Below are 586 nucleotides of genomic sequence, written 5' to 3' on the forward strand. Positions count from 1 at the left end.
ATCCGGGTTGCGGACAGTGTCTGGTGGGTAGTTTGACTGGGGCGGTCTCCTCCTAAAGAGTAACGGAGGAGCACGAAGGTTGGCTAATCCTGGTCGGACATCAGGAGGTTAGTGCAATGGCATAAGCCAGCTTGACTGCGAGCGTGACGGCGCGAGCAGGTGCGAAAGCAGGTCATAGTGATCCGGTGGTTCTGAATGGAAGGGCCATCGCTCAACGGATAAAAGGTACTCCGGGGATAACAGGCTGATACCGCCCAAGAGTTCATATCGACGGCGGTGTTTGGCACCTCGATGTCGGCTCATCACATCCTGGGGCTGAAGTAGGTCCCAAGGGTATGGCTGTTCGCCATTTAAAGTGGTACGCGAGCTGGGTTTAGAACGTCGTGAGACAGTTCGGTCCCTATCTGCCGTGGGCGCTGGAGAACTGAGGGGGGCTGCTCCTAGTACGAGAGGACCGGAGTGGACGCATCACTGGTGTTCGGGTTGTCATGCCAATGGCACTGCCCGGTAGCTAAATGCGGAAGAGATAAGTGCTGAAAGCATCTAAGCACGAAACTTGCCCCGAGATGAGTTCTCCCTGAGACTT

Annotated in this window: 1 rRNA gene; it reads left to right on the plus strand. The window is 55.8% G+C overall.

Annotated features, from left to right (window positions below):
* Positions 1–586 (plus strand): 23S ribosomal RNA (locus J4613_RS22455); the annotation flags it as partial.

Source organism: Salmonella sp. 32020114201800008SM, from assembly GCF_017572025.1.
Taxonomy (GTDB): domain Bacteria; phylum Pseudomonadota; class Gammaproteobacteria; order Enterobacterales; family Enterobacteriaceae; genus Salmonella; species Salmonella enterica.